Raw genomic sequence first — 21,890 nt, 5'->3', positions numbered from 1 at the left:
GGTAAACGGTCGATGTGGGTTTTAGACGGGCTTGAGACGGACGACTGGAGGGGATTTGAATGTTTCTGGATGGAGATTTGGTGCTTGCGTCCGTGATGTAAGCAAGACTCTTTCTCGCACGCCCAACGCCGCAGAAACGCAAAAACCCCACCTGGTTTGGGGGTGGGGTTTTTGTTGCTGCATGAGGAGCCTGACGATTACCTACTTTCACACGGGAGATCCGCACTATCATCGGCGTGGAGTCGTTTCACGGTCCTGTTCGGGATGGGAAGGGGTGGTACCAACTCGCTGTGGTCATCAGGCATGACTTGTTGTCGTGCGCCGGGTGGGCACACAACCAATCCGGGAAGAAGCAGTAAATGTTGGGTGGCGATTGTCGCACACGCATAACTCGCCAGTGGTTCAAACACACTGGTTATAGGATCAAGCCTTACGGGCAATTAGTATCAGTTAGCTCAATGCATTACTGCACTTACACACCTGACCTATCAACGTCCTGGTCTAGAACGACCCTTCAAGGGGCTCGAAGCCCCGGGGATATCTCATCTTAAGGCGAGTTTCCCGCTTAGATGCTTTCAGCGGTTATCTCTTCCGAACATAGCTACCCGGCGATGCCACTGGCGTGACAACCGGTACACCAGAGGTTCGTCCACTCCGGTCCTCTCGTACTAGGAGCAGCCCCCTTCAAATATCCAACGCCCACGGCAGATAGGGACCAAACTGTCTCACGACGTTTTAAACCCAGCTCACGTACCTCTTTAAATGGCGAACAGCCATACCCTTGGGACCGGCTACAGCCCCAGGATGAGATGAGCCGACATCGAGGTGCCAAACACCGCCGTCGATATGAACTCTTGGGCGGTATCAGCCTGTTATCCCCAGAGTACCTTTTATCCGTTGAGCGATGGCCCTTCCATACAGAACCACCGGATCACTATGACCTGCTTTCGCACCTGCTCGACTTGTCGGTCTCGCAGTTAAGCACGCTTATGCCATTGCACTATCAGCACGATTTCCGACCGTACCTAGCGTACCTTCGTACTCCTCCGTTACACTTTGGGAGGAGACCGCCCCAGTCAAACTGCCTACCATGCACTGTCCCCGATCCAGATCATGGACCAAGGTTAGAACCTCAAACAAACCAGGGTGGTATTTCAAGGACGGCTCCACCGAAACTAGCGTTCCGGTTTCATAGCCTCCCACCTATCCTACACAGATCGGTTCAAAGTCCAATGCAAAGCTACAGTAAAGGTTCATGGGGTCTTTCCGTCTAGCCGCGGGGAGATTGCATCATCACAAACACTTCAACTTCGCTGAGTCTCGGGAGGAGACAGTGTGGCCATCGTTACGCCATTCGTGCAGGTCGGAACTTACCCGACAAGGAATTTCGCTACCTTAGGACCGTTATAGTTACGGCCGCCGTTTACCGGGACTTCAATCAAGAGCTTGCACCCCATCATTTAATCTTCCGGCACCGGGCAGGCGTCACACCCTATACGTCCACTTTCGTGTTTGCAGAGTGCTGTGTTTTTATTAAACAGTCGCAGCCACCAGTTTATTGCAACCTCTTCACCCTTCCAGCGCAGGCTGGTTAAGCTACAGAGGCGTACCTTATCCCGAAGTTACGGTACCAATTTGCCGAGTTCCTTCTCCCGAGTTCTCTCAAGCGCCTTAGAATACTCATCTCGCCCACCTGTGTCGGTTTGCGGTACGGTCACTATTAGACTGAAGCTTAGAGGCTTTTCTTGGAACCACTTCCAATTGCTTCGCTTCCGAGGAAGCTCGCGCCACACCCTTGAATCCTGTGCCCGGATTTGCCTGAGCACCTTCTCCAATGCAGCGACCGGGACGTCCAACACCCGGACAACCTTCCGCGATCCGTCCCCCCATCGCATCTAACAATGGTGCAGGAATATTGACCTGCTTCCCATCAGCTACGCATTTCTGCCTCGCCTTAGGGGCCGACTCACCCTACGCCGATGAACGTTGCGTAGGAAACCTTGGGCTTACGGCGAGGGGGCTTTTCACCCCCTTTATCGCTACTCATGTCAGCATTCGCACTTCCGATACCTCCAGCACGCTTTTCAACGCACCTTCGCAGGCTTACGGAACGCTCTCCTACCATGCATATAAATATGCATCCGCAGCTTCGGTGACTGGCTTGAGCCCCGTTACATCTTCCGCGCAGGACGACTCGATCAGTGAGCTATTACGCTTTCTTTAAAGGGTGGCTGCTTCTAAGCCAACCTCCTGACTGTTTTTGCCTTCCCACTTCGTTTCCCACTTAGCCAATCTTTGGGACCTTAGCTGGCGGTCTGGGTTGTTTCCCTCTTGACACCGGACGTTAGCACCCGATGTCTGTCTCCCGTGATTGCACTCTTCGGTATTCGGAGTTTGCTATGGCGTAGTAATCCGCAATGGACCCCACAACCATGACAGTGCTCTACCCCCGAAGGTGATACACGAGGCACTACCTAAATAGTTTTCGGAGAGAACCAGCTATTTCCAAGTTTGTTTAGCCTTTCACCCCTATCCACAGCTCATCCCCTAACTTTTCAACGTTAGTGGGTTCGGTCCTCCAGTACGTGTTACCGCACCTTCAACCTGGCCATGGATAGATCACTTGGTTTCGGGTCTACGCCCAGCAACTGATCGCCCTATTCGGACTCGCTTTCGCTACGCCTGCCTTAATCAGTTAAGCTCGCTACTGAACGTAAGTCGCTGACCCATTATACAAAAGGTACGCCGTCACCCCTTGCGAGGCTCCGACTGTTTGTATGCATGCGGTTTCAGGATCTATTTCACTCCCCTCCCGGGGTTCTTTTCGCCTTTCCCTCACGGTACTGGTTCACTATCGGTCGATCACGAGTATTTAGCCTTGGAGGATGGTCCCCCCATCTTCAGACAGGATTTCACGTGTCCCGCCCTACTTGTCGTACCCCTAGTTCTTCCACGCTGTTTTCGCTTACAGGGCTATCACCTGCTATGGCCGCACTTTCCAGAGCGTTCAGCTAACAACACAGATAAAGAGTACAGGCTGATCCCATTTCGCTCGCCACTACTCTGGGAATCTCGGTTGATTTCTTTTCCTGCGGTTACTTAGATGTTTCAGTTCACCGCGTTCGCTTCACTAAGCCTATGGATTCAGCTTAGGATGACCCATTCGGGCCGGGTTTCCCCATTCGGATATCGGTGGATCAAAGCTCGTTTGCCAGCTCCCCACCGCTTTTCGCAGGCTACCGCGTCCTTCATCGCCTGTGATCGCCAAGGCATCCACCACATGCACTTGTTCGCTTGACCCTATAACGAGTGTGTCTGCCAGCATTGCTGCCTTTAAGCCCACCGTCATAGGTTGAGTATTCGCGTTGTGCCGTATTCCAAAGCAATCTTTCGATCACCTTTTCATACTTGATACAATCACAACCCTGATTACCCTACTCACACCCATCTCTAAGTGCTTTCGAATAATCTCTTTACTACTTCTTCCAGATTGTTAAAGAACGACAGCCGATAGCGTGATCAAATTCAATCACCTACCCGTGCTGACTGGCTCAATCGCCAATGCGCAACGTTGAACCCCGCGTTCAGCGCTGTGCATTGAGGATTGGTGGAGGATGACGGGATCGAACCGACGACCCCCTGCTTGCAAAGCAGGTGCTCTCCCAGCTGAGCTAATCCCCCCGTGTGTGCCTGACTCAGTCTGCTCGCTTGGTCGTTTTAAGCACCGCTTGCCCGGGTGGTGGGTCTGGTTGGATTCGAACCAACGACCCCCGCCTTATCAAGACGGTGCTCTAACCGACTGAGCTACAGACCCTTAGCCTGTCTTTCTGACAGCCGATAAGCGTGAACACTTGAGTGGGCGAGCGTTTAAGCTCGAGAAAGGAGGTGATCCAGCCGCACCTTCCGATACGGCTACCTTGTTACGACTTCACCCCAGTCATGAATCCTACCGTGGTGACCGTCCTCCTTGCGGTTAGACTAGCCACTTCTGGTAAAACCCACTCCCATGGTGTGACGGGCGGTGTGTACAAGACCCGGGAACGTATTCACCGCGGCATGCTGATCCGCGATTACTAGCGATTCCAGCTTCACGCAGTCGAGTTGCAGACTGCGATCCGGACTACGATCGGTTTTCTGGGATTGGCTCCACCTCGCGGCTTGGCAACCCTCTGTTCCGACCATTGTATGACGTGTGAAGCCCTACCCATAAGGGCCATGAGGACTTGACGTCATCCCCACCTTCCTCCGGTTTGTCACCGGCAGTCTCCCTAGAGTGCTCTTGCGTAGCAACTAAGGACAAGGGTTGCGCTCGTTGCGGGACTTAACCCAACATCTCACGACACGAGCTGACGACAGCCATGCAGCACCTGTGCGACGATTCTCTTTCGAGCACCCCAAGCTCTCACCCGGGTTTCGTCCATGTCAAGGGTAGGTAAGGTTTTTCGCGTTGCATCGAATTAATCCACATCATCCACCGCTTGTGCGGGTCCCCGTCAATTCCTTTGAGTTTTAATCTTGCGACCGTACTCCCCAGGCGGTCAACTTCACGCGTTAGCTACGTTACTAAGGAAATGAATCCCCAACAACTAGTTGACATCGTTTAGGGCGTGGACTACCAGGGTATCTAATCCTGTTTGCTCCCCACGCTTTCGTGCATGAGCGTCAGTATTGGCCCAGGGGGCTGCCTTCGCCATCGGTATTCCTCCACATCTCTACGCATTTCACTGCTACACGTGGAATTCTACCCCCCTCTGCCATACTCTAGCCTGCCAGTCACCAATGCAGTTCCCAGGTTAAGCCCGGGGATTTCACATCGGTCTTAACAGACCGCCTGCGCACGCTTTACGCCCAGTAATTCCGATTAACGCTCGCACCCTACGTATTACCGCGGCTGCTGGCACGTAGTTAGCCGGTGCTTATTCTTCCGGTACCGTCATCCCCACCCGGTATTAACAGGCAGGTTTTCTTTCCGGACAAAAGTGCTTTACAACCCGAAGGCCTTCTTCACACACGCGGCATTGCTGGATCAGGGTTGCCCCCATTGTCCAAAATTCCCCACTGCTGCCTCCCGTAGGAGTCTGGGCCGTGTCTCAGTCCCAGTGTGGCTGGTCGTCCTCTCAGACCAGCTACAGATCGTCGCCTTGGTAGGCCTTTACCCCACCAACTAGCTAATCTGCCATCGGCCGCCCCTATAGCGCGAGGTCCCGAAGGATCCCCCGCTTTCTTCCGTAGATCGTATGCGGTATTAATCCGGCTTTCGCCGGGCTATCCCCCACTACAGGACACGTTCCGATGTATTACTCACCCGTTCGCCACTCGCCACCAGGGTTGCCCCCGTGCTGCCGTTCGACTTGCATGTGTAAGGCATGCCGCCAGCGTTCAATCTGAGCCAGGATCAAACTCTTCAGTTCAATGCCTGTTACTGTTTTCGGTTGTTTTACCAACCGGTCGCTCACTCAACGTACTGACGATGATCAATCCGTCTTTCGACAGATAAACCTTCCTCTAATACTGTGTGAGACTTGATAACTTTCGCTAAACGTCCCAACCCCGAAAGGTCAGAACCGCTCGCGCCATCAAGTGCCCACACTTATCGGCTGTTAGTTTTTAAAGAGCACATTCGCCAAGACTTCCTGCCAAGCGCACCAAGCATTTTGCTCAGCACCGCTTCGTCTTGCGTCGCTGCATCTGCAGCAGAGAAACGAGATTATGTACGTCGTTTCAGTTACTGTCAACAAGAATTTGAAGCTTTCTTTTCTTGCCCACCGCGCTTCGGAGCGAATACCACCTTTGTCCGCCTCGCCTACTGAAACCACCTCCCGCTTCCTTCGCGTTCATCGAATCGCGAAGGAACGGAATTTTAGTTGCGCGGCGTGCAATCCGCAAGTAGCCGAAACGAAAAAATTGACGGGCGAAGATCCACCGCCCAAACGATCCACTTCAAAGCCCGTGTTCAACGTTTCGAACGTCACTCTAGCTACCATTCAGATGAGCAGTAACGGCGCCACCTAAGCGACTACAATTAAAGGTTTTCTGCCCCAACTAACTCGTATCCCTATGCGCTCGCGAATTGCAAAACGTATTCCTCCGGACGCTGACAAGCTCGTCAGTCTCTCGCTCGCGCTGTTCGCGTCGGGCAGCCGCGTCGAAGACCGCTTCTGGGAAGTGCGTCTCGATGCCCTTATCGCCAAACTCGTGCGTAACGGCAATCAAACAACGCTCGACGCTGCCTTAGATCATCTCCAGCAGAATCATCCCGATGCCTACGGTGCGCTTGCCGATATGGCCGAGACGCATAGCGAGTCTTTTGCCATCGACATCGACGGCGTCGCGCACGAAGCGCTCCTGATTGCCGCGCCGGTGCTCGCCTGGACGCGCTATTCCATCCCGTCGGGTGCGCTCAAGTCCGAGACGATCGACGCCATGCGTACGCAGCTGCAGGCGCACGTGCTTGCGGCGGGTGCGCGCGTCGCATTCGCGCCGTATCTGTACAGCATCGATCAATTGCCGCGTCATCACGTGGATACGGCTCGGCTAGCCCAGCAATTGACGCAGACCGCCTTGGGCGCGGCGGCAGTCCGGCTGAATCTAGCTGATCTGCCGGAGACCTCGCCAATTCTCGCCGACCCGCGCTTCCTGTTGGCCATCGCGATTGTTCCTGCAGGCGCGGCTTTCTTCCGCTGGCAAGAAGACGAAACGGGCGGTCGTACCGAACGCGGTCAGTGCCTGGAGCAATGGATGGCGCAAGGTGGGCCAAACTTCGCTGCCATCCTGCCGGGTTGTGAGATCGAATGCCTGCTTCCAGACGCCTATTACTCAGCCTGCCGCGATGCAGACGAGCAAGTCCGCCCTCACACGGTGCGCACGGCGGTGCGTTATCTGTTCGATACGCTCGGCACCGCGCCGCAGGAATTGCGCGCAGTCATCGCGGGCTTTGGCGAGCGCCGAATCGACGAGTATCGAGTCGGCTTCACGCGTCGCGGCAGTAACGATGTGATCTACGGTGTCGTATGGCCGTTATACGGCCGCGAGAACGGCGAGCTGGACATGGAAGAGGACATCGTCGAACTGGAAGGCGCAAACGGTCCGGTCGAAGAAATCGTCGAGCTATTGAAGAAAGCTGGAGTGTCCGACGTGCGCCGCCACGCAGGCCGCTTCGAACCCGAATTTTGCGACGACTGCGGCGTGCCGCTTTACGCAGATCCGCTCGGTGAGATCGTACATGCCGAGATGCCTGAAGACGCCGAACCTGCGCAACCCCACTTTCATTGACTGGCGTCATAAGACTAAGTGCCTAAGGCAATTAAAAAACCCCGCTTTTGCGGGGTTTTTTGTGCAATTCTGCCTATGCCGTTTGGCTAGGGGGAAAAATCGGCCGAAGTTTGTCAATATGGACCCGTGCCGACGCGCTTGTCGGCAGCAAGTCCCGGCGCGCAGGCGTCGGCGTATTGATTCGAGGTATAAGCATGAAAATTACGATCATGGGTGCTGACGGCGAACGTCGTGCAGGCCTTAAAACATTGCTGCGCCGTATCGCGCGTCACGCGCAGTTCAACGAAGTAATCGACTGGCGACAGGCCGGGGTGGCCTTGAGACAAGCCAGATCCAGCCTGATTGTCGTCGACTGGGAGCCTCATCTGCGAGCGGGCGATCTGCAGACGCTGCTCGAAGAGGCACGAGGCATTCCCACCGCCGTAGTGGTCGACCGACCCACGGTCGCTCAGGTTTATATGCTGATGGGCATCGGCGCGATGGGCGTCATTCCACGCACGCTCGATCCCGTTCTAATCGTCAGCGCGCTCGACATGGTGCTCATCGGCGGTCATTACGTGCCGCCTGATGTGATCGATCCGGCGCTGAGTCAGGAGTCGCTAATCATTCGTACGCCGCTCAGCGCGGCCATTCGGCGGCGGCTACGTCATCTGCCCGCGCTGTCGCCGCGGCAGCAGCAGATCATGCGTTGCGTACACATGGGCAGCACCAACAAGATGATCGCGAAGACGCTGGGTATCAGCGAAGGCACTGTCAAGATCCACCTTGCGAGCATCTTTCAGCAACTAGGCGCCACGAACCGCGCCGCTGCCGTTGCCATCTATAACGGCGTGCAAACCGCGCATCTCGAGATTCTTCGCAGCAGCGAATGCGAAGCGCCGGAGCGCGCAGTGCCGGGACAAGCGAACGTGGTGCCATTGCGCCGAAGACGCGCGCTGTATCCGTCACTCACGGAAAGCGACGCGTCGTCGCTGCCAATGGCCGCCCAGCCCGAGGCGACGTTCTAGCAACAAAGGACGCGTTTGGGTTCGTCGTTTGCACGCACGAATCACGCGCAACGAGTAATATGCAAGGCATGGGGTTCTTTTACACACCGCTCCCGCTTTGGCTTACCGTCGGCGGCTGGATAGTCGCCGCGGGATTGCTCGCGCTCGTACTGTTGCAGCGTCCTTTCAGCAGATTGCAGGACGCCACGCTACAGCACGTGTGGCTTGGCATCATCGTCGCGGTGACGGTGTTGTGGGCGTGCAATGCATGGTTCGACGACGGACCCGTCATCCACTTGCTGGGCGCGACCTTGATGGTCACCTTGTTCGACTGGCGGCTGGCGCTCATCGGCACGGCTGCCACCACCGGTCTCGCGGCCGTCGTGCTCGAGGCATCCTGGCTCTCGGTCGCGGTCACCTATATGTTGTTCGGCGCGCTGCCTGTTGCGGTATCAACGTTCCTGCAACGGCTATCCAATGCGTGGCTGCCGCGCAATCTGTTTACGTTCATCATCGGGCACGGCTTCGTGAGTTCCGCGGCAGCGGTTGCCGCGGCATGCGGCGCGACGGTGCTCTTCGAGATGGCGCTCACCGGCGGACCGGTCACCGTGCCCGCTGCATTCATGCGCGGCTCGCTATTACTGGTTGTCGGCGAAGCGCTCTTTACCGGCCTACTCACCATTTTAATCTCGGTGTATAAGCCAGCCTGGATCACCACTTACGACGTGCGCCGCTATCGCCTTGATCGCGGACCTCGCGTCTGAGGCATTCCGCAAGCCGAATTGCACGCGAGCAAAAACGCAATCAAAGTGCGATAAGATGGAACTCCTTCCCCGCACGCGGCATCTTACTTGCCCGTGTCTTCTTAGCACCAGACTTGATGGAAAGTAACCACGCACCGCGCCGGCTTTTGCGGCTCGTCGGCCGGTTGGCGGTATGCGCATCGATTGCATGCGCGGCAGTATCCGCCTTAGCCGACTCGCTCGACGAGCGCAACGAATTGATTCACCACTTCGTCACCGACTTCCACGCCAATCCGCTCGTCGCGGATTGCGCGGCACACGGCAACTTCATCGCTAGCACTTCGGCGGCGTTCGATCACGTAGAGTTTCCGCCTGCTGTCTTCGACCCATCGCGCTCGACCATCGAACCGTGGAACGATTCGTTCGACGAGAAGAAGCAGCGTATCAAGGTGGACAACGTCGTGACAGTCGAGGGCGAAGGCGTCTCGAAGAGCGGTGAGAGCGATGTCACGCCGCTCAAGTTTCGTTGTGGCTACGTAGGCAGTCAAATGCTCGCCTTCGGCTGGAACGATCCGGTTCCGCCACTACGCCCCCGCGCCGAACCGTCGTCCGCACGCGGCACGAAGGGCAAGCATGGCGCGAAAACAAAAGGTGCGTCTGCGGGCAAAAGCAAGAGCTCGGGCAAGTCGACGAAGAAGTCGGCCAAGAAGCACTAGCTAGCCAGCCAGGAAGCACGGCAAACAAAAAAGGCGCGGCACCTGAAGGTGTCGCGCCTTTTTGCGTCATCGGAAACGCTCTGGGATAGATCAGGCCGGATACGTCTGCAACTGCCAAAGAATCGCCTGCAACATCGCCGCACCAAGCGCCGAACTCCGCTCGCCACTCCAGCCCACACGCTCATCCGGCAAATTCGCGTTGTCCTTGAACGGCATCTCCAGCGTCAGCGAGAGACACTTGTACTCGTTGCCGATGTACTTCGACGCGAGCTTGAGCGCATCCGTCTGATACTTGCTCGACTCGTAGCCGTGCACGTCCTGAAAGTCCGGGCTTGCCTGCTTGAAGAACTCGATGAACGCCTTCTGTTCTTCCGCCTGCTTGCCGGTGAAGCCCGGAAGCATCTCCGAGCCCGCGACGAACACGTAAGGAATGGCTTCGTCGCCATGGATGTCGAAGAACATGTCGCAGCCGATATCGCGGATGGCATCACGCACCACGAGCACCTCGGGACTGCGCGCGGCATCCGGCTCCATCCATTCGCGGTTCAGGTTCGCGCCGGCCGCGTTGGTGCGCAGATTGCCGAGCACGCTGCCATCCGGATTCATGTTCGGGACGATATGAAACACCGCGCGATCCAGTACCGCGCGCGCGGTCGGGTCACCCGCCCAGTCGCCCCAGCCCGCGAGCCGCTTGACGAGGCCCTCGACGAACCATTCCGCCATCGTTTCGCCCGGATGCTGGCGCGCGATGATCCACACGTTCTTCTTGGGCTTGGCACTCATGCCATCGGCGAGACCGAGCGAAAGCAAGGACATTGGTCGGCCTTGCACCGTGCTGCCAAGTTCGGTCAACGTGGCGTGCGGCATCTGCTGCACGGCGCCAAGGAATTCCGCGTGACGCTCGTCGCTATACGGCTCGAAATACGCGTAATGGATGCGATCGAAATCGGGCGTATGGTCGATCTTCAACACGCCGCCCACGTATTCCGTCGCCACGCGAAACCAGTTCACGCGATCGTAGCTCGCCACCGCCTGATAGTCGCGCCAGCCTTCCGGAAACGCGCATTGCGCCGCATTCTCGAAGCTCATCACGAGACGCTCGCCACGCGCACCCGAGACGCGGAAATAAAACCACTGCGCGAAATCGGCGTGAGAATCCGGACGCACGCGCAAACGAATATCGGACGGGTTGGTCGCGTCGACGACTTCGATTGCGCCCGCATCGAAATGACTTGAAATTGAAATGCTCATGATGAATTCCTTGATGCAGACACTTTAATCCGCGACGCGGCGGCGAAAAATATAAGTCGTATCGTTCGATGCCTTCGCGTCGAACGCATACCCGTCACTGTCGAAGTCCTTGAGCCCTTCCGGCTCGTCGATGCGGTTCTTCACCGCATAGCGCGCCATCAAACCGCGCGCGCGTTTCGCATGAAAACTGATGATCTTGTAGCGTCCGCCCTTCCAGTCCTCGAACACGGGCGCGACCACCGGCACGTCGAGAAGCCGCGGCTTCACCGACTTGAAGTATTCCCCCGACGCACAATTCACGAGCACGCGCGCGCCGCGCTGCTTCCTGAATTGCTCGTTGAGCGCGGCCGTGATGCGCTCGCCCCAGAACGCGTAAAGATCTTTGCCGCGTGCGTTCGGAAACTTGGTGCCCATTTCAAGGCGATAAGGCTGCAATAGGTCGAGTGGTCGCAAGAGCCCATAAAGCCCGGACAAAACACGCACATGATTCTGCGCGTAGTCGAGATCGGCCGAAGACAGCGTCTTCGCGGCGAAGCCTTCGTAGACGTCGCCATCGAAGGCGAGCACGGCCTGCTTCGAATTCGTCTCGTCGAAACGCTTCGACCATTCGGCATAACGCTGGAAGTTGAGCGTCGCGAGCTGGTCCGAGATGCCCATCATTCCGCCGATCTGTTGCGGCGAAAGATGACGCAGACCCTTGATGAGCTCGGCGGCGTCATCGACGAACTCGGGCAGCGTGTGCTTGCGGATATGCGGCGGCGTCTCGTAGTCGAGCGATTTGGCAGGCGATAGAACGATTATCATGGAGGCTCGCCGTCAAACGAGCGGCGATCATAGGCATAAACCCCCAATTGTATCGAATGGAAAATTCCGCCGCGCTGCCCGTGCAAGCGCCCACGCCCGCCTCCGCCTTACGCGTGGTGCTCGATTCCAACGTGTGGATCGACATCCTCGTATTCGACGATCCCGCCACGCGCCCGATTCGCGCCGCGCTCGAAGCAGGCACGCTCGAAGCGCTGATCGATCCGCGGTGTCTCACCGAACTCACGCGTGTGCTCGACTATCCGCAGTTCGTGCGCTTGAACGTCGACAAGGAAGCGGCGCTTGCCATCGTCGCGCGGCTTTCGACCTTGATCGCGCCGCGCACGCAGGAAGGCGAACGGCCGCTGCCCAAGTGCCGCGACCGCGACGACCAGAAATTCCTCGAACTCGCGCAGGCTTCTCGCGCGGACTGGCTCGTCTCGAAGGATCGCGCGGTGCTGAAGCTCGCGAAGCGCATCGCGCGGGATTTTGCGTTTCGTATCGGCGAACCCAAACCTTTCGTCACCGCATTCGAGGCACGATTCGAGGCACCGCAGGCCACGTCCGCGCACATTGCAAGCGCTGTTTAGAATAGCAACCCTACCCGTCAGCACACGTCCACGCCATGAACGCCACGCACGAACTGCCACAGACCCCGCCCGAGCTGTCCTTTCCGTCGCGTCTGCCCAATGTCGGCACGACCATCTTCACGGTGATGAGCGCGCTCGCCGCACAGAAGGGCGCGGTGAATCTCGGTCAGGGTTTCCCCGATTTCAACTGCGACCCGCGCGTCGTGGATGCCGTCGCCAACGCCATGCGCGACGGCCACAACCAATATCCGCCGATGGCGGGCGCCGCGCCCTTGCGTCAGGCCATCGCGCGCAAGATCGACGCGCTCTACGGCCGCGCCTACGACGCCGACCGCGAGATCACCGTGACCGCCGGCGCGACGCAGGCCCTGCTCACGGCGGTGCTGTGCTGCGTGCATCCGGGCGATGAAGTCATCGTCATCGAGCCGACGTACGACAGCTACGTGCCGTCCATCGAGCTCGCGGGCGGCAAGCCCGTGTTCGTCGCGCTCGAAGCGCCCGACTACGCGCTGCCCTTCGACAAGATCGCCGCCGCGATCACGCCGAAGACGCGCCTTCTGATGATCAACACGCCGCACAATCCGACCGGGCGCGTCTGGCGGGCGGCGGACATGAAGAAGCTCGAAGAGATCGTGCGCGATACCAACGTGCTGATCCTCTCCGACGAAGTCTACGAACACATGGTCTACGACGGCGCGCCGCACGAAAGCGTCTCGCGCTACCCGGAACTGGCCAAGCGCAGCTTCGTCGTGTCGAGCTTCGGCAAGACCTTCCATGTGACAGGCTGGAAAGTGGGCTACGTCGCCGCGCCCGCCGCGCTGACCGCCGAATTCCGCAAGGTGCACCAGTTCAACGTGTTCACGGTGAACACACCCATGCAGGTCGGCCTCGCGCATTATCTCGAAGATCCGAAGCCGTATCTCGAACTGCCCGCGTTCTATCAGAAGAAGCGCGACTTTTTCCGCGCGGGTCTCGCCGATACCCGCTTCAAGCTCCTGCCTTGCGACGGCACCTATTTTCAGTGCGTCGATTATTCGGCGATCAGCGACATGCCCGAAGCCGACTTCTCGCAATGGCTCACGAGCGAGATCGGCGTCGCGGCCATTCCGGTGTCGGCGTTTTATCACGAGAGTCACGAATCCGGCGTCGTGCGGTTCTGCTTCGCCAAGAAGGAAGAAACGCTGGCGCTCGCCTTGCAAAGGCTCTCGAAACTCTGAGCGGGGCGCGGCGAATTCAATCACGTAGAGGAGACATCCGCATCATGAGTTCGCAGGAATACGCAATCGGAACGCTTGGAATCGTCGGCAGCGGCGCGATGGGTCGCGGTATCGCGCAGATCGCGGCGCTCGCCGGACTCACCGTGCGTCTCTTCGATGCCAATCCCGTCGCGCTTGCCGCCGCGCGCGAGTATCTGTCCGAAACGCTATCGAAGCTCGCCGCCAAGGGCAAGATCAGAGAAGCCGATGCGCACGCCGCGCTCGCCAACGTGCACGACGCACAGGACGCGAGCGAACTCGCGGATTGCGACGTCATCGTGGAAGCGATCGTCGAAAATCTCGACATCAAGCGCGAACTGTTCCGTGAACTCGAAGCCGTGGTGAGCGAGCGCTGCATTCTCGCGTCGAACACTTCGTCACTGTCGATCACCGCAATCGCGGCGGGCTGCTCGAAACCGGAACGCGTCGCGGGCTTCCACTTTTTCAATCCCGTGCCGTTGATGCGCGTGGTCGAAGTCATCGACGGACTGCGTGGCGATCCGCGCGCGGGCGATTCACTCATGGAACTCGCGCGCCGCATGGGTCACACGCCGGTGCGCGCGAAGGACATGCCGGGCTTCATCGTGAATCACGCGGGACGCGGCATGAACACCGAAGGCCTGCGCGTGGCGAGCGAAGGCGTGGCGAGTTTCGCGGACATCGACCGCATCATGCGCGAGCAGGCGGGCTTTCGCCTCGGGCCATTCGAATTGCTCGATCTCACCGCGCTGGATGTCTCGCATCCGGTGATGGAGTCGATCTATCACCAGTTCTATGAAGAGCCGCGCTTCAGGCCTTCGCCGATCACGGGCACGCGGCTCGCGGGCGGGCTGATCGGGCGCAAGACGGGCGAAGGTTTCTATCGATATGCCGATGGCAAACACATCGCGCCGCCCGAAGCCGAAGCGCCTACCCGCTTGCCCAAGCGCGTGTGGGTGAGTCGGGCGTCGCAAAGCGCTTATGAAGCGGTGCGCGCGTTGCTTCCCGCATCGGTCGAACTCGATACCGACGCAACGCCCGCTTCGGATTCCTTGATCATGGTCACGCCGCTCGGCTTCGATGCGACCACCGCCGCCGTCGCTGAAACGCTCGACGCCACGCGCGTCGTCGCCATCGACACACTCTTTCCCTTCGATACCGCCGCGCGCCGCACCATCATGACGACGCCCGCGACCACGCCCGCCATGCGCGACGCGGCGCACGCGCTCTTCGCCGCCGATGGCGTGCCCGTCAGCGTGATCCGCGACTCGACCGGCTTTGTCGCGCAACGCGTGGTGGCAACCATCGTGAACATTGGCTGCGATATCGCGCAGCAAGGCATTGCGACGCCGTCCGACATCGATCTCGCCGTCATGCTCGGCCTCGGCTATCCGCGCGGACCGCTCGCACTCGGCGACGCGTTCGGCGCCGCGACCATCCTCACGATCTTGCAGAACATCCACGGCGTGCTCGGCGACCCACGCTACCGGCCTTCGCCCTGGCTCGCACGCCGCGCGAGGCTCGGACTTTCTCTTACCCATATCGAGGAGCTCAGATGAGCGCCGAACTGCTGACCTACCGCCCTGCCGGGAGCGACACCACGCTCGTGCTCAAGCTGTCGAATCCGGGCGCGCGCAACGCCCTGCATCCGGATATGTATGCGGCCGGCATCGAGGCGCTCAGCACGGCCGAGCGCGACACGTCGGTGCGCGCCATCGTGCTGACGGGCGCGGACAACTTCTTCTGCTCGGGCGGCAACCTGAACAGGCTGCTCGAAAACCGCGCGAAGGATGAATCGGTGCAGGCCGAGAGCATCGACTTGCTGGGCGAATGGATCAGCGCGTTGCGGGCATCGACCAAGCCGATCATCGCGGCCGTGGAGGGTGCCGCGGCCGGCGCGGGATTTTCGCTTGCGCTCGCGTGCGATCTGATCGTCTCCGCCGACGACGCGCGCTTCGTCATGTCGTATGCGCGCGTCGGCCTCACGCCCGATGGCGGCGCTTCGTGGTTCCTCGCGCGCGCCTTGCCGCGCACGCTCGCCAGCGAAGTCCTGCTCGAAGCGAAGCCGATCGGCGCGGCGCGTCTGTATGAAGTGGGCGTGGTCAACCGGCTGACGAAGAAAGGCATTGCGCTCGATGCCGCCATCGCCTGGGCCGACGATCTCGGCAGCGTGTCGCCGAAAGCACTCGCACGCATCAAGTCGCTCATCAACGCGGCGGACGTGCAGCCGCTCGCCGCGCATCTCGACATGGAACGCGACAGTTTCGTCGACGCCCTGCATCACGGTGACGCGCTCGAAGGCATTACCGCGTTCCTCGAAAAGCGTCAGCCGACTTACCGCTGAGATGGCTCAATACCAGTTGCCCAAACGCCGCCGCATCTATCTGATGCGCCATGGCGACGTCACGTATTTCGACGACAGCGGCCGCGCAATCGACCCGGAAAGCGTGCCGCTCAACGAACGCGGCCGCGAGGAAGCAAGCGCGGCTGGACGCGTGTTTGCCGCGCAGAACATTCGCTTCGACCGCGTGATCGTGAGCGGCTTGCCGCGCACGCGCGAAACGGCGCAGCGCGTGCTCGCCGAAACGCATCAGCCAATCGAGCCGGAAGTTTGGCCGGAGTGGCAGGAGATACGCGGCGGGCGGCTCGCGAGTCTCACGACGCAGGATATCGAGCGCGCTTTTCTTTCCGTGTTCGATGGCGTGGTGCCCGAAGAGACGCGCTTTCTGGGCGGCGAAAGCATTGGCGAGCTGCTCGATCGCGCGCTGCCCGCCATGACGAAGCTGCGCGGCGATGCCTCATGGGACACGGTGCTGCTCGTGCTGCACGGCGGCGTGAATCGCGCGTTGCTGTCGCATGCGATCACGGCCGGCGGGCGCGCGTTCTTCGGGCATCTGTCGCAGGCGACGGGCTGCATCAACGCGCTCGATGTCGGCGACAAACCCGGCGACTGGGTCGTGCATGCAATCAATCATTCGCCGCCCTCGCCGCTTCATGCCGACGTGCGTCACACGACGATGGAACTGCTGTACGCGCAGTTTCTGCGCTTCAAGGCCGACGAGATGGACTGAAGCGCGACGTCCTGGCGCACCACAAAAATATGGGAGGAGACGATGCCAGACAACGAAACCGATTTCGCAGCGTTCGAAGGAACGCGTCCGGTGCACGAGAGCCAGCGCTTCGATAGCGACGCGCTCGCCGCGTGGCTTGCCGCGCACGTCGAAGGATTCAGCGGCCCACTCAAGCTGGAGCAGTTCGCGGGCGGCCAGTCGAATCCGACCTTCAAACTCGTCACGCCCACGCGCGCTTATGTCATGCGCTCGAAGCCCGGGCCGGCCGCGAAGCTCTTGCCATCGGCGCATGCAATCGAGCGTGAATATCGCGTGATGCATGCACTCGCCGCCACGGATGTCCCCGTCGCGCGCATGCTCGCGCTGTGCGAGGACGAGAGCGTGATCGGCCGGGCGTTCTATGTCATGGATTTCGTCGAAGGCCGCGTCTTGTGGGACCCGTCGCTGCCCGGCATGTCGGCCGACGAACGCGCCGCGATCTACGGCGAGACCAACCGCGTGATCGCCGCGCTTCATACCGTCGATGTAGCAGCGGTCGGACTCGCCACCTACGGCAAGCCTGGCAACTACTTCGAGCGGCAAATCGGACGCTGGAGCAAGCAGTACGTCGCGTCGCAAACCGAATCCATCGACGCAATGGACCGCCTGATCGAATGGTTGCCGCGGCATATCCCGCAAGTCGAGGCGCGCGTCAGCATCGTGCATGGCGACTTCCGGCTCGACAACCTGATCTTTCATCCGAACGAGCCGCGCGTGCTTGCCGTGCTCGACTGGGAACTCTCCACGCTCGGCGATCCGCTCGCCGACTTCGCGTATCACTGCATGGCTTGGCATGTCGATCCATCGCAGTTTCGCGGTATCGCGGGACTCGACTGGACCGCGCTCGGCATTCCCGACGAAGCCGCCTACGTCGCACGCTATTGCGAACGCACGGGCTTTGCGATCGAAGGCGACTGGAACTTTTACCTTGCCTACAACATGTTCCGCATTGCCGCGATTCTGCAAGGCATCATGAAGCGTGTGGTCGATGGCACCGCCGCGAGCGCACAAGCCGCCGATGCGGGCCGGCGCGCGCGGCCGATGGCCGAACTTGCCTGGCACTACGCCCAGAAAGTCGGCCACTGAAGACGGAAAAGAGGAGACGAGCGATGAATTTCGACTACACAGAGAAGGTGCACGCGCTGCGCGAGAAGCTGCTCGCCTTCTTCGACGCGCATATCTATCCGAACGAACACGCCTTCGCCGAGGAGATCGCAGCCAATGGCGCGGCGGGCAACGCATGGGTGCCGACGCGGCTGATCGAAAACCTCAAGGACCACGCACGTCGCGAAGGACTGTGGAATCTGTTTCTGCCGGCATCGGCGCGTGGCGCGGGTCTCACGAATCTCGAATACGCGCCGCTCTGCGAAATCATGGGTCGCGTACCGTGGGCGCCCGAAGTCTTCAACTGCAATGCGCCCGATACCGGCAACATGGAGACCATCGAACGCTATGGCACCGAAGCGCAAAAGGCGCAGTGGCTCGAACCGCTTCTGCGCGGCGAGATTCGTTCGGCGTTTCTGATGACCGAGCCGGAAGTGGCGTCGTCGGATGCGACGAACATCCGTTGCAGCATCACGCGCGATGGCGACGATTACGTCGTCGATGGCCACAAGTGGTGGTCATCCGGTGCGGGCGATCCGCGCTGCAAGGTGTATATCGTGATGGGCAAGACCGATCCCGATGCGCCACGCCACGCGCAACAATCGATGATCCTCGTGCCTGCCGATGCAGCGGGCATCACGGTGCGTCGGCCGCTCAATGTTTTCGGCTACGACGACGCGCCGCACGGCCACATGGAGATTACGCTCGAGCAAGTGCGCGTGCCGGCCGCCAACCTATTGCTCGGCGCCGGACGCGGCTTCGAGATCGCGCAAGGGCGGCTCGGGCCGGGGCGCATTCATCATTGCATGCGGCTCATCGGTCTCGCCGAACGCGCGCTCGAACTGATGACGAAGCGCACGCTGTCGCGCGTGGCGTTCGGCAAGCCGATTGCGCGGCAAGGCGTGACGCAAGAGCGCATCGCCGAGGCGCGCATCATGATCGAACAGGCGCGTCTGCTCACGCTCAAAGCTGCCTACATGATGGACACCGTCGGCAACAAGGGCGCGCGCGGCGAGATCGCGATGATCAAGGTCGTGGCGCCGAACATCGCGTGTCAGGTCATCGACTGGGCGATACAGGCGCACGGCGCGGCCGGCATCTGCGACGACTTTCCGCTCGCTTATGCGTATGCTTCGGCGCGCACGCTGCGGCTCGCGGATGGGCCGGACGAAGTGCATCGCAATGCCATCGCGAAGCTCGAGTTCGGGCGGTATTCGGAAGCGCGCGATTGAGCGAGGAAGACGGCCTCGCCGCGCCCTTTAGCTCGCTTGCGAACCCGCGTCGCGCAACCCGAACAGCGCCGCCGAATCCACCGTCAGCACCAGTTCGCCATCCTGGTTATGCGCTTCCCAGCGCGTGGCGACGATACCGCGATCCGGCTTGCTCTTCGACACGCGCTTGTCCAGCACGCGCACCGTAAGCCGCACCGAATCGTCGACGCGCACCGGCTTGATCCAGCGGATATTGTCGAGACCGGGCGAACCCATCGAGGTCGAATCGGCGAGCATGTCGCGCACGAGAATGCCCATCATCGCGGAACAGGTGTTCCAGCCGCTCGCAACGAGACCGCCGAAATGCGACGCCTTGCCCGCTTCCTCCGACAGATGGAACGGCTGCGGATCGTAACGCTTCGCGAACTCGATGATCTCATCGCGCGTGAACGTGTGGGCGGAGAGTGTCACCGCATCACCGACTTCGAAATCTTCATAGGCGTAGGTCATTCAAGCTCCTTCCAGGTCATGAAACGCGGGTTGAGACGCAAAACGCGCGAGGTGGTAGTCCACGTCGCCGAGCGTCGTCTCGATGATCGACAGCCGTTTGAACCAGTGCGCGGCGGGCATCTCGTTGGTCACGCCCATGCCGCCGTGCAACTGCACCGCCTGTTGCCCGACGAAGCGCGCCGCCTGACCGACACGCGCCTTCGCAGCGGAAATGGCCTGCGTGCGCGTGGCCGCGTCGCCGCTGGCGTAACGCGCAGCGGCGAGATACGTGATGGAGCGTGCCTGCTCGGTGTGGATCAGCATGTCCACCATGCGATGCTGCAGCACTTGAAACCGCGCGATGGGCGCACCGAACTGCTTGCGCTCCTTCGTGTAGTCGACGGTCGCGCGATCGAGCGCATCGAGCGCGCCGAGGGCTTCGGCGCAAAGCAAAAGCGTGGCGTAATCGGCGATCTTCGCGAACGTGGCCGCACCGCCGTTCAAACGCGTGGCTTGCGTGTTCCTGAAGACGAGCGTCGCGGCGCGCTGACCGTCGATCGTGCGGTAGTCGGTGACATCGACGTTGGCGGCATCGCGCGGCACCAAAAAGAGCGCGACTTCATCGGCGAGACGCGCGGGCACGATCCAGTAATCGGCCTGCGCGCCGTGCTGCACGACCGACTTCCTGCCGTCGAGCGTATGGCGTTCGCCTTGCTTGCTCGCCGTAGTGCGAAGATCGAAGAGATCGTAGCGCGCGTGCGGCTCGTTGAACGCCACCGCCATCCTGAGTTCGCCACGTCCGGCGCGCTCGAGCAATTCGCCCTGTTCCGCCGATGCCGCGAGCCGCAACGCTTCGATGCCGACCGCCGTCGCCCAATAAGGCTCGACGACGAGCGCGCGCCCGAGCTCTTGCATCACGACGAGCATATCGACGGGCCCACCATCGAAACCGCCTTGCGCTTCGGGAACGGGCAGCGCCAGCAAGCCGAGCTCGGCGAACGCGTTCCAGTGCCGTGCATCGACGCCCGCTTGCGACATGACGATCTTCTGCCGCGCGTCGAACGAATATTCGCGGTCGAGATAGCGGCGCAGTGCATCGCGAAACTGCTGCTGTTCATCGGTGAAATCGAAGTCCATGCGCGCTCCTCAAAGGCCCAGAATCATCTGCGCGATGATATTCTTTTGAATCTCGTTCGAGCCGCCATAGATCGACGTCTTGCGAAAGTTGAAGTAGTACGCGGCAAGCGGCGCGGCATCGTCGTCGCCGGTCTGGCTCGCGTCGCGCTCGCCTTCGAGGTACGCGGGATCGAAGCAGGCCGCTTGCGGTCCGGCCGCTTCGAACATGAGTTCGGTCAGCGCCTGCTGCACTTCCGTGCCTTTGATCTTCAGCATCGATGCTTCGGGCCCCGGACCTTTTGCATCCGACTCGCTTGCGATCACGCGCTGCACCGTTGCTTCGAGGGCCATCAGTTCTATCTCGAGCGCGGCGACTTTCGCGGCGAACAAGGGATCGTGCAAAAGCGGCTGGCCGCGGCTCGTGCGTTCGAGTGCAAGCCGCTTGAGAAAGCGCAGTTCACGCTTCGATTGCCCCACGCGCGCAATGCCCGTTCGCTCGTGCCCCAGCAAATACTTCGCATACGTCCAGCCGCGATTCTCCTCGCCGACGAGATTGGGGACCGGTACCTTCACGTCGTCGAAAAAGACTTCGTTGACTTCGTGATCTTCGTCGAGCGTGATGATCGGCCGCACGGTGATGCCCGGCGTTTTCATATCGATCAGAAGGAACGAAATGCCCTCCTGTTTCTTGGCCTCGGGATCGGTACGCACGAGGCAGAACATCATGTCGGCATGTTGCGCGAGCGTGGTCCACGTTTTCTGACCATTGACGATGTAGTGATCGCCCTGTCGCTCGGCGCGCGTGCGCAACGAAGCGAGATCGGAACCGGAGCCGGGCTCGGAATAGCCCTGACACCACCAGTCGGAGCCATCGAGAATGCGCGGCAGATAGCGAGCCTTTTGCGCGTCGCTGCCATATTTCATGAGTACGGGACCGACCATCGATACGCCGAATGGCAGGACCATCGGTGCGCCCGCGCGCGCGGATTCTTCGTCCCAGATATGACGCTGCGTGGCGTTCCAGCCGGGACCGCCATACTGCTTCGGCCACGCGACCGCCGACCAGCCGCGCTCGCCGAGCAGCTTGTGCCAGTTCGCAAAGTCTTCGCGAGTCAGACGCTTATGATTGAGAACCTTGTCGCGCAATGCGCGCGGCAAGCTGGCTTCGAGCCAGTTACGGATGTCGGCGCGAAAGGCTTCGTCCGCAGGGGAATGATCGAGATTCATGCGCTGTGTCTCCTGTGTAGCCGACCACACGAGACACCG

Annotated in this window: 16 protein-coding genes, 2 tRNA genes and 3 rRNA genes; 11 read left to right on the top strand and 10 right to left on the bottom strand. The window is 60.1% G+C overall.

Translation table 11 applies throughout. The features are described from left to right. Positions 1-188: 188 nt before the first annotated feature. The 5 genes from rrf to P9292_RS32100 all read right to left on the bottom strand — a co-directional run bounded on the left by rrf (position 189) and on the right by P9292_RS32100 (position 5,411). Positions 189-302, bottom strand: a 5S ribosomal RNA gene (rrf, locus tag P9292_RS32120). 117 nt (positions 303-419) lie between these two features. Further along, positions 420-3,300, bottom strand: a 23S ribosomal RNA gene (locus tag P9292_RS32115). A gap of 305 nt (positions 3,301-3,605) precedes the next feature. After that, a tRNA-Ala gene (locus P9292_RS32110) sits at positions 3,606-3,681 on the bottom strand. 56 nt (positions 3,682-3,737) lie between these two features. Beyond that, positions 3,738-3,814 (bottom strand) — tRNA-Ile (locus tag P9292_RS32105). 64 nt (positions 3,815-3,878) lie between these two features. Then, positions 3,879-5,411 (bottom strand): 16S ribosomal RNA (locus P9292_RS32100). The 16S, 23S and 5S rRNA genes sit together here with 2 tRNA genes alongside, the layout of an rRNA operon. Before the next feature lie 646 nt (positions 5,412-6,057). On the opposite strand from P9292_RS32100, the gene P9292_RS32095 reads away from it, so the two are divergent. From P9292_RS32095 to P9292_RS32080, 4 genes are all read left to right on the top strand, one after another. Beyond that, positions 6,058-7,272 (top strand): DUF2863 family protein, encoded by a 1,215-nt coding sequence (locus P9292_RS32095; RefSeq protein ID WP_309843411.1) that lies wholly within the window; start codon positions 6,058-6,060, stop codon positions 7,270-7,272. A gap of 194 nt (positions 7,273-7,466) precedes the next feature. Beyond that, positions 7,467-8,279 carry a response regulator transcription factor gene (locus tag P9292_RS32090; protein ID WP_309962976.1) on the top strand — a complete coding sequence of 271 codons (813 nt, stop codon included), beginning with the start codon at positions 7,467-7,469 and terminating at the stop codon, positions 8,277-8,279. Positions 8,280-8,347: 68 nt separating this feature from the next. After that, a complete protein-coding gene (locus P9292_RS32085) occupies positions 8,348-9,022 on the top strand; it encodes an energy-coupling factor ABC transporter permease (protein ID WP_309962975.1) in 675 nt (224 codons plus the stop codon). A 116-nt stretch (positions 9,023-9,138) separates the two neighbouring features. Continuing rightward, the gene (locus tag P9292_RS32080; protein WP_250465109.1) at positions 9,139-9,717 is read left to right on the top strand and encodes a BspC domain-containing protein; all 579 of its coding nucleotides are present in this window, start codon (positions 9,139-9,141) and stop codon (positions 9,715-9,717) included. Positions 9,718-9,807: 90 nt separating this feature from the next. Here P9292_RS32080 and P9292_RS32075 read toward each other — a convergent pair whose 3' ends face one another. Both P9292_RS32075 and yaaA read right to left on the bottom strand, forming a co-directional pair. Further along, entirely contained in the window at positions 9,808-10,968 is a 1,161-nt protein-coding gene (locus P9292_RS32075; protein WP_309962972.1) for a M14-type cytosolic carboxypeptidase, read from the bottom strand. Between the two features lie 24 nt (positions 10,969-10,992). Beyond that, positions 10,993-11,772 (bottom strand): peroxide stress protein YaaA, encoded by a 780-nt coding sequence (gene yaaA, locus P9292_RS32070; protein ID WP_309962970.1) that lies wholly within the window; start codon positions 11,770-11,772, stop codon positions 10,993-10,995. A 56-nt stretch (positions 11,773-11,828) separates the two neighbouring features. On the opposite strand from yaaA, the gene P9292_RS32065 reads away from it, so the two are divergent. The 7 genes from P9292_RS32065 to P9292_RS32035 are packed head-to-tail and all read left to right on the top strand — an operon-like array spanning position 11,829 to position 19,040. Then, positions 11,829-12,359, top strand: a complete 531-nt coding sequence (locus P9292_RS32065) for a putative toxin-antitoxin system toxin component, PIN family (protein WP_250465114.1) — start codon at positions 11,829-11,831, stop codon at positions 12,357-12,359. Positions 12,360-12,394: 35 nt separating this feature from the next. Continuing rightward, positions 12,395-13,576: a pyridoxal phosphate-dependent aminotransferase gene (locus P9292_RS32060; RefSeq protein ID WP_244825453.1), complete on the top strand. Its 1,182-nt coding sequence runs from the start codon at positions 12,395-12,397 to the stop codon at positions 13,574-13,576. 44 nt (positions 13,577-13,620) lie between these two features. Then, positions 13,621-15,153 (top strand): 3-hydroxyacyl-CoA dehydrogenase, encoded by a 1,533-nt coding sequence (locus P9292_RS32055; RefSeq protein WP_309962968.1) that lies wholly within the window; start codon positions 13,621-13,623, stop codon positions 15,151-15,153. Beyond that, positions 15,150-15,938: an oxepin-CoA hydrolase, alternative type gene (locus P9292_RS32050; protein ID WP_309962966.1), complete on the top strand. Its 789-nt coding sequence runs from the start codon at positions 15,150-15,152 to the stop codon at positions 15,936-15,938. Before P9292_RS32055 ends, P9292_RS32050 begins: the two co-directional genes overlap by 4 nt. A 1-nt stretch (position 15,939) precedes the next feature. Then, complete coding sequence (locus P9292_RS32045; RefSeq protein WP_250525963.1) at positions 15,940-16,665, top strand: histidine phosphatase family protein; 726 nt, start codon at positions 15,940-15,942, stop codon at positions 16,663-16,665. A gap of 42 nt (positions 16,666-16,707) precedes the next feature. After that, positions 16,708-17,790, top strand: a complete 1,083-nt coding sequence (locus P9292_RS32040) for a phosphotransferase (protein WP_250509193.1) — start codon at positions 16,708-16,710, stop codon at positions 17,788-17,790. A gap of 23 nt (positions 17,791-17,813) precedes the next feature. Further along, positions 17,814-19,040 (top strand): acyl-CoA dehydrogenase family protein, encoded by a 1,227-nt coding sequence (locus tag P9292_RS32035; protein WP_309962962.1) that lies wholly within the window; start codon positions 17,814-17,816, stop codon positions 19,038-19,040. Positions 19,041-19,067: 27 nt separating this feature from the next. Here the strand turns inward: P9292_RS32035 and P9292_RS32030 are convergent, their stop codons facing one another. Genes P9292_RS32030 through P9292_RS32020 form a run of 3 tightly spaced genes read right to left on the bottom strand, consistent with a single transcriptional unit; the run spans position 19,068 to position 21,851 of the window. Next, the gene (locus P9292_RS32030) at positions 19,068-19,529 is read right to left on the bottom strand and encodes a MaoC family dehydratase (protein ID WP_244825464.1); all 462 of its coding nucleotides are present in this window, start codon (positions 19,527-19,529) and stop codon (positions 19,068-19,070) included. Beyond that, positions 19,530-20,645 (bottom strand): acyl-CoA dehydrogenase, encoded by a 1,116-nt coding sequence (locus tag P9292_RS32025; RefSeq protein ID WP_309962960.1) that lies wholly within the window; start codon positions 20,643-20,645, stop codon positions 19,530-19,532. Positions 20,646-20,654: 9 nt separating this feature from the next. Then, positions 20,655-21,851: an acyl-CoA dehydrogenase family protein gene (locus tag P9292_RS32020; RefSeq protein ID WP_309962957.1), complete on the bottom strand. Its 1,197-nt coding sequence runs from the start codon at positions 21,849-21,851 to the stop codon at positions 20,655-20,657. Positions 21,852-21,890: the final 39 nt, after the last annotated feature.

The sequence above is a fragment of the Caballeronia sp. LZ001 genome, assembly GCF_031450875.1.
In the GTDB taxonomy this organism is placed as follows: Bacteria; Pseudomonadota; Gammaproteobacteria; order Burkholderiales; family Burkholderiaceae; genus Caballeronia.
The sequence above is the reverse complement of the archived record's forward strand: the minus strand, read 5'-3'. Positions and strand labels throughout refer to the sequence as shown.